The organism is Endozoicomonas arenosclerae (genome assembly GCF_001562015.1).
Classification (GTDB): Bacteria; Pseudomonadota; Gammaproteobacteria; order Pseudomonadales; family Endozoicomonadaceae; genus Endozoicomonas_A; species Endozoicomonas_A arenosclerae.
The window spans coordinates 1-7,085 of the sequence record NZ_LASA01000129.1; the positions used below are offsets into that span (position 1 = coordinate 1).

Below are 7,085 nucleotides of genomic sequence, written 5' to 3' on the forward strand. Positions count from 1 at the left end.
GAAAAATAGCTCGACCCAGATGATGTTTTTCCAAAAGATGGCGAAAGTTCATGATTGTTGTGCGATCGGGTATAGGTTTGTCCAGAGTTAATCGGGCAAACAATCTCATGGAAGCTATTTCATACAAACCGTCTTCCATACCTTCATCGCTGAGGTTATACCATTGCTGGAGACAGTGAATTCGCAGCATAGTGGGTAGGGGATAAGGAGGTCTTCCGTTGCCACGCTTAGGGTAATAGGGCTCGATGACAGCCTCTAAGCGTTTCCATGGAATCAGAACCTCCATTCTTTCAAGAAAAATTTCCCTACGAGTTCTGCGTCGCTTCTGGCTGAATTCACTGTCGGAAAAAGAGAGTTGTTGGTCCATGACTACCTCTGATCAAGCTGCTGAGATTATTATCTCATGATCAGGAACTTATTCGCAGGTTCCCTAATAAGAGACAGGAAAGAAAATAAGTTTGAAGTGCTTTTCATTGAATATGAGAAATGAAAAATTAATAAAAAGTTAATATGGAGGTTGTTCAATTGATTAAACGGAGGGTGTCTTTTTAATCCAGACTATCTAGTCAAAAAATTAATTAAAAGTAAATCTTTCTTTTAACAAGTCAGTTGTCGTCATTGATTGCATTCATTGAATTAAAAGGTATTTTAGTAGACACACTAATCAAAAAAAATGCCTTCAGGGAATCTAACCAGTTTCTCAAACAACAAGGACTTTTACCGTGATAAAAAAATCGCTGAGTTATTGCGCGGCTTTCTGCTGCTCGCTGATTTTTGCCCAGGCCAGTATGGCAGCCGCTTTGCCTTCCAAAATGATTTTCTTTGCCGAAGGAACAGCTTGTCCTGCAGGCAGTACTGCTGCTGCAGACGCAGCGGGGCGAATGTTATTAGTAACAACCAATGTGGGTGATGTGGGTAAAACATTCGGTACAGCACTGAAAGATCAGGAAGACAGAACGCATACCCATAGTGGAACAATGACCGTTAATTTGCCTTCTCATCATATCTCGGGTGCATCCAGTTGTTGTAACAGTCAGGCCACCAGTAAAGGCAGTCATTCTCAATCAGTCACCAGTGGTGCTTCAACCAGTGGACTGCCATTTATTCAATTACTGGTTTGTCAGGCAAATTAACAAGGAGCAGAGTTATGAAAACTGGAATTAACCTCCGAGAAAAAGTAACGGCTGCATTATTTACAGCTTTTTTGTCACCGGTATTGTTTGCCAGTGATGCCTTACCCATGTTCACTATTTCCTTCTTTAATGGTGCCTGTCCTGACGGCTGGGATAGTACATCCCTGGCTTCCGCTAACGGCCGTTTTCTTATACCCAGTATGAGGGGAGGAGGGGTTGGCAGCTTTGTAGGGGAAGCCTTGACCTCGCAACAAACACCCAGCCATGTTCATGCTGATGCAACGGGTTCGATTACGACCAGTTCCAAAGAGTTCATTCTTATTGGTGGCTGCTGTAACGACAGTCTGGGTGACTCAGGCACTCAAAGTATGTCCGGTTCGACAGAATCAGCATCTGGAAACCTGCCCTATATCCAGTACAACGCCTGTATGAAGAGTGCTGCGCCAGATCCTTCGGCTGGAACGGTTCCTTCAGGCCTGATGACGTATTATCTGATGCCGCAATGTGAAGCCAGTAGCTGGTCACCTGTTTATGCAGCATCCGGTCGCTATCCTGTGGGTCTGCCAGCCAGTGGCGTACCAGGTGCCACCTTTGGTGGCAAAGCACTGAATCCCGGTGAAATCAGAACTCATGACCACACTATGGGCGGTACCATCAATCTTCCCGGGCATGATATAGCGGGTGGTTCGGGCTGTTGTGCCCATGGCTATGCAGGTGCAGGCGATACCGGTTTCTCCGGTAATACGGTTGTAGATACTGACAGCTCAAAATACGACAGTGCCGTTCAGGCCCCATACTACACCGCTAACTTCTGCAGAATGAACTAGGGATGGCAATGTTCAAGGAACTATTCAGCAGCTTTGCTCTGGCAGGGGGTATTCTGCTATCAGCAAGCTGCAGTGTTCAAGCGGATGGTTCAGACCAGGATCCCGGGCAGGATAATCCTGTCCGGAATCCGGATAACCTGACAATTTTCAATGTCGACGACATTGGTCTGATAACTGCCACAAACAGTGCCTCTTCGAGTGTATTACTGGACTTTTATGCCCAGGATTCGAAATTAAATGTCTGGTCCCAGCAGGGGCAGCAACTTAAGTCCACTGATATCTGTAATACCACACCTAACCGAAGATTAACCTCGGGTCGTATATCCAGCCCCCTGTTTGAACAGGCGGTTTGTTCAACGGCATTTGGTGTCAGCCTTTATACAGGCTTTGGTGCTATAGGTAACGGGGATTTTCTGGCCTATAACTTTTCGGATCCAGGTCCAGAAGGTAATGCTCGAAACTTTGATGCAGCAGCAGGACTTATGGATCGTGCTTCGTTTAAAAACGGCATGATCCATATGGAACTAGTGGTGGCGCGCAAGAATCTCAATGATCATCTGACGGTGGACGTGCTTGGCTATAAGCCTGCTAAAAAGGGCTCACCCGCAGCTCTGGTTTCTCTGGCTAGCTGGGTGGATTCTTCCGACACTAAAGTAACGGGCGATGTTTCCCTGGCTCTGGGTGACTATGACAATGACAGTCAGCTGGATATTCTTGTAGCGGCAGATGCCACTACGGGAGTTGGGGGTAAAGGGAAAGTTTTGCTCAAGAGCTTTCAATATAAGCCGCGAAAGCAAACTCTGAAACTCGCCGATGCAGAACAGTTAACTACGGCGGCCAGGCCTCGCTCTCTGGAGCTAGTTTCAGGGGATTTTGGCTCTTTGGGATCCGATCAGGCGATGCTGGCCTATTATCCTGATCAGGAAGGGGCTCAGATTAACCTTTCCTATTTCGTTCTGGCCAAGAAACTCAAAATTGATCCAGCCCAAATCAAGGCGAAGCTGACTGGCAAACCTGCTCACGGTTCCTTTTTTGATATGGCTGCAGGTCTGTTCCACTTTGACCCTGCCCAGACTCAGGGCAGTAATATGCCTTTTGCCTTCCATACCCGACAGCTGGCGATTACCTGGGCGGGTTCCGATAAGAAAGTCAGAACCCAGATTGTTATGCCTTCTCAGGAGTTGACACAATTTATTATCAGTCAGGAGAAAACCGTCAGCAGTAAAAGCCATGTCTCTCGAACTGATGGCGTAGGACCTACTATCGCAGCCGGTAATTTTATTGGTTTGCATGACGATGCTGTCAGCCCTCTGGACCAGATCGCAGTAGCTATTCCTACCCTTTCGGAAGGCAGCCCGACGGCTTCTATTCCTGAGTTGGTAGTGGCGAAAGTCGAGTACTCGAAACAGACTGCAGGCTTCTTTAAGGTGACACCGGTCTGGGATGATCGACAGCCGCTCTATGAAATGTCAGGGCTGGAGTATGGGCTGCCACTGGTGGCTCTCGACAGTCAGGGAAAAAGCTTTTACCTCGGCAATCCGGCTCATATCCGGGTTCAGGATCTGATTGACCCACAATATGTGATTTACATGCCTCCCAGACATGTGGATTGCATTCCTCCTGAAGGAGGCGGCGATTGCGAGATCATTAATATCTCCGGTGACACCATGTTCTATGTCGAACTGATCGACAGCAAGGAGCAAACCCTGCAACAGACATCGACGGATCAGATGTCGTCTGAGTTTGGTTCCAGTGCTTCCTTCTCGGTCAGTGAAACAGTGGGTGGTGATGTTATGGAAATTGCCAAGGCGGAAGTGACTTCCACCCAGAAAACGGCATTTTCCTATGAGCATGGCACCATGGAACGATCGGTGAACACCAGTTACCAATCCATTCTGACCCAACGTTCTGCTTCCACTACAGTGGATGATCATCTGATCTGGAATGCCAGGCTGATTGATATTTGGAGATACCCTGTTTATGGATTGGATCTGGGCGAGAAGAAACAGTATCCATACTACGATGTATTGATTCCGGGTGTGATGCAGCAATTCTCAGCGGCCGGTCGTTCTGTAGACTGGTTCAATCCAAGACACATTAATAATAATGCTCTTAGTTACCCGCTGATCAGTGATCCCGAGTTCCCTTCTGACCTGGGGAGTTTTGAGTTCACTACTGAACAGGGCAAGACTAAAGTCACCAAGCCTCTGAATGCGGGAGTGGTAAGAACGTTTGATGGCAACATGCAAACCTTTGAGCTGAACTACACCGAGGAATCAGGCGGCTCTGTAGAGAAAACCTATAACTACAATCTGTCCAATACCACCGATGTCAGCATTGGCTTTACAGCGTCGGCAGATATTGAGTTTGTAGAGGGCTCTGTTGAGACAGAAGGTTCCGTCAGTCTGGACAGCAAGTCCAGTTGGGAGAACAGTTCTCTGTCAGAAAGAACCATGAAGCAGTCCAAGGGTATAACCCTGAACCAGCCGGAAGTGGATGGTATTTTTGACAAGTCCTACAACTATAAAACCCTGATCTACATCAGCAAAGGCGGTGGCATCAAGGTTGCTCATGCCGTTGACCCTCTGGGTTCCAACTCGGGTAAGGCCTGGTGGCAGAGCACTTATGGTGGGGCTGCTGATCCTGCGGTGAACCTGCCAAACCGGTTAAAGTACAGTCAGATGGATGCTGACTGGGAACTCAATCCCGGCGAAAGCTATCACTGGATGAGAGGGGTTGCCCTGACATCGGCCACCTATGATGATTCCATCAAAAGTTACCCCTATCTCACCGGAGGCGCTACACAAGGCGACAAGATTCGTGTAGTGGCGAAAGCTTACAATCTGTCTCTGGATACATCAGCCACCCAGGTGAAAGTTCATTTCGCCTATCAGACTTATGATCCATCGACGAAAGAGCCGGTTGGCAAACCTGTCCACTTTGCAACCAGTAACCCCATAAATCTGCCAGCACAGGCTGTAAAAGAAGTGGTTGCGGTCTGGGATACTACGGGTTTGGCGGGCAGTGAATTTACGCCTTACCGTTTTGTGATTTCTGTGGAGTCTACGGGATCCGGTGGTGATCTGTTCTCAGGTAATCAGCAGAAAGGTGGGAATAACAAAGGTATCTGGCCCTGGGGCGGCAGTTATTTCTACATCTTCAAAGATAAAACGGGTGCTGCAACAGCCTCTCTTGCTGCTCAATCATACCCCTCTGTTGCGCTGAAAGTACTGAAGAACAGTCAGCCCGAGAACGCAGAATCTCATGTTGTCCATGTTTCTATCCAGAGTGATGACCATGACGCTTCACTCAGGCACCTGATTATTGCCGGCAATAAAAGTGAAGACGGTATCCAGGAAGTGTTGGCGACCCGGACGCTCTGGGGTATTCACAAAGGTCAGCAGATCTTGAAAGTGCCGGTTGATTTGAGCCAGAGCCCTCATACTTCGCTGAAAGCAATACTGAGTACTGGAACTGACGCTGGTAAAAGGCAAGGCAAGCCCCAGGTGCATTCAGAAGCTGTAAAAGTGCAGAAATAACAAGGCAACCTGTAAAGAATCTAAGAATTACAACAAGGAGAAAACCATGAAAAATATGATATTTGCTGTGCTGGTCGGTCTACTGTCGTTCAATGTAATGGCGGACGAAGACAAACTGGAAGGGCTTCATGAAACCGGATCACCGGAAGAAATCCAGAATACCCTGGATTCTATGGAAGAAGTTCTGATGACATCCCAGACCTGTTACTCCGCCAGAAAGTGTAAAGGTAAGGTGCTGAGTCATCGTGATGCCCATAACTGCAAGGTGAAATCCAGAGGAAAATCCTGGAGAAGTTCTGCAGGCAAGTGCTACAACCTGTAAAAAGCATTAAGACAATCAGTCGCCTGGACTGATTGTCTTTTCTCTTTTAAACGATCATGGATTTTTATTCCCTGATCCATTGCCAGGCTTTGTTCAGGTCTGCGTGTTCAAAGTGTTTTTCATGAATGCCAAACAGCTCGGCAAAAGGACTGTCTGCAGCAACCAGCCATTTCCAGACTTTGCTGTCGGATACAATGGCGATTTTATCCAGCCGCTTCAGATGACTCATAACCCATTTCAGATCTTCAAATCCGGCCTGAACGCCCCAGCTTGCTGAGTCTGAAAGGACAACAAGAACACAGGCTTTCTGATGATTTTCCAGAACCGCCTCAATCTTCTGTATCCATTCTTTCTCTTCTTCCAGTGAGACTTTACCAGTGATTTCAAAGCCCAGGGCTGAGCCCTCACTCTCAGGCAGCTGTTTGATCATGGGGTGCACCTGCTTACGTCTGATGATGTATTCGAGCAAGAAAAACAGTTGTGCCCTTCTCAAACGGGGAGAAGGGCAAAGAGAACTATAATGCACCACACTGGAAACACCAGAAACAGAATACTCAGAGTTGTTTGCTGTAGAACAGGCTGTTGGGGTCTTCTTTGTAGTCGCCAAACGGCTCGCAGTTCTGAAACCCGAAGCGCTCATAGAGTCGGCAGGCAGGTTCAAAATGTTCCATGGAGCCGGTCTCAAGATAAACCGTCTGATACTGTCTTCTTTCAGCCTCATCAAGAATGGTTTTTAACAGAGAGGATGCAACACCCTGCCGGGTAAATTGGGGGGCGGTTTTCATGGACTTTATCTCACCTTCCTGGGGCGAGAGCATCTTCAGTGCACCACAACCGGCCAGGTGACTACCGACCCAGGCTGACCAGAACGTGATGTCAGGTGACTTCAGTTTTTCGATGTCCAGAGCGTGAACACTCTCGGCTGGAGAGTGAGTGTACATGTCGTCAAGGTGTGCCTTAAGCAGTTGGGCGATTTCCCTACCACTGAGGTCATCTATTTTTATATTCATACTGCGTATTCAGGTTTAATCTCTACGGGTCATATTCCCCGCAGCTTGCTGCGTTTCTGCGGCATTAGCCGCAGCATGAACTTGTGACTACATTTTGTGGATGGCTAAAAGTAGGTTCATCCACAAATCCCACAATGTCACTGTTCTTATGTATCACTTGGTCTGTCCAGCAAAGTATCGAAGAGTGGTCTTTAGCGATGAAGTAGACAAGACGTTGAAGGAGGTATGCTTGGCTATCTCAGAGCGTTATGAAA

General features: G+C 47.6%; 8 protein-coding genes. 5 read left to right on the forward strand and 3 right to left on the reverse strand.

The genetic code is table 11. The annotated features are described in order from the left end of the window. Positions 1-367: transposase (locus tag WG89_RS20180; protein ID WP_172806870.1), on the reverse strand; the 367-nt coding region annotated here is incomplete at its 3' end. A gap of 355 nt (positions 368-722) precedes the next feature. Here WG89_RS20180 and WG89_RS20185 point away from each other — a divergent pair. From WG89_RS20185 to WG89_RS20200, 4 genes are read left to right on the forward strand one after another with little or no spacing between them, the layout of a single operon-like run. Then, positions 723-1,133 carry a hypothetical protein gene (locus tag WG89_RS20185; RefSeq protein WP_062269190.1) on the forward strand — a complete coding sequence of 137 codons (411 nt, stop codon included), beginning with the start codon at positions 723-725 and terminating at the stop codon, positions 1,131-1,133. A 14-nt stretch (positions 1,134-1,147) separates the two neighbouring features. Then, the gene (locus WG89_RS20190; protein ID WP_062269192.1) at positions 1,148-1,960 is read left to right on the forward strand and encodes a hypothetical protein; all 813 of its coding nucleotides are present in this window, start codon (positions 1,148-1,150) and stop codon (positions 1,958-1,960) included. 8 nt (positions 1,961-1,968) lie between these two features. Continuing rightward, positions 1,969-5,499, forward strand: a complete 3,531-nt coding sequence (locus WG89_RS20195) for a hypothetical protein (protein ID WP_153301715.1) — start codon at positions 1,969-1,971, stop codon at positions 5,497-5,499. A gap of 46 nt (positions 5,500-5,545) precedes the next feature. Continuing rightward, positions 5,546-5,821, forward strand: coding sequence for a hypothetical protein (locus WG89_RS20200; protein WP_062269196.1), 276 nt, complete (start codon positions 5,546-5,548; stop codon positions 5,819-5,821). Between the two features lie 64 nt (positions 5,822-5,885). On the opposite strand, the gene WG89_RS20205 is transcribed toward WG89_RS20200, so the two are convergent. After that, positions 5,886-6,251 (reverse strand): SpoIIAA family protein, encoded by a 366-nt coding sequence (locus WG89_RS20205; protein WP_062269198.1) that lies wholly within the window; start codon positions 6,249-6,251, stop codon positions 5,886-5,888. Between the two features lie 124 nt (positions 6,252-6,375). Next, the gene (locus tag WG89_RS20210; RefSeq protein WP_062269200.1) at positions 6,376-6,831 is read right to left on the reverse strand and encodes a GNAT family N-acetyltransferase; all 456 of its coding nucleotides are present in this window, start codon (positions 6,829-6,831) and stop codon (positions 6,376-6,378) included. Between the two features lie 100 nt (positions 6,832-6,931). Here WG89_RS20210 and WG89_RS29560 point away from each other — a divergent pair. Next, positions 6,932-7,085: transposase (locus WG89_RS29560; protein WP_172806871.1), on the forward strand; the 154-nt coding region annotated here is incomplete at its 3' end.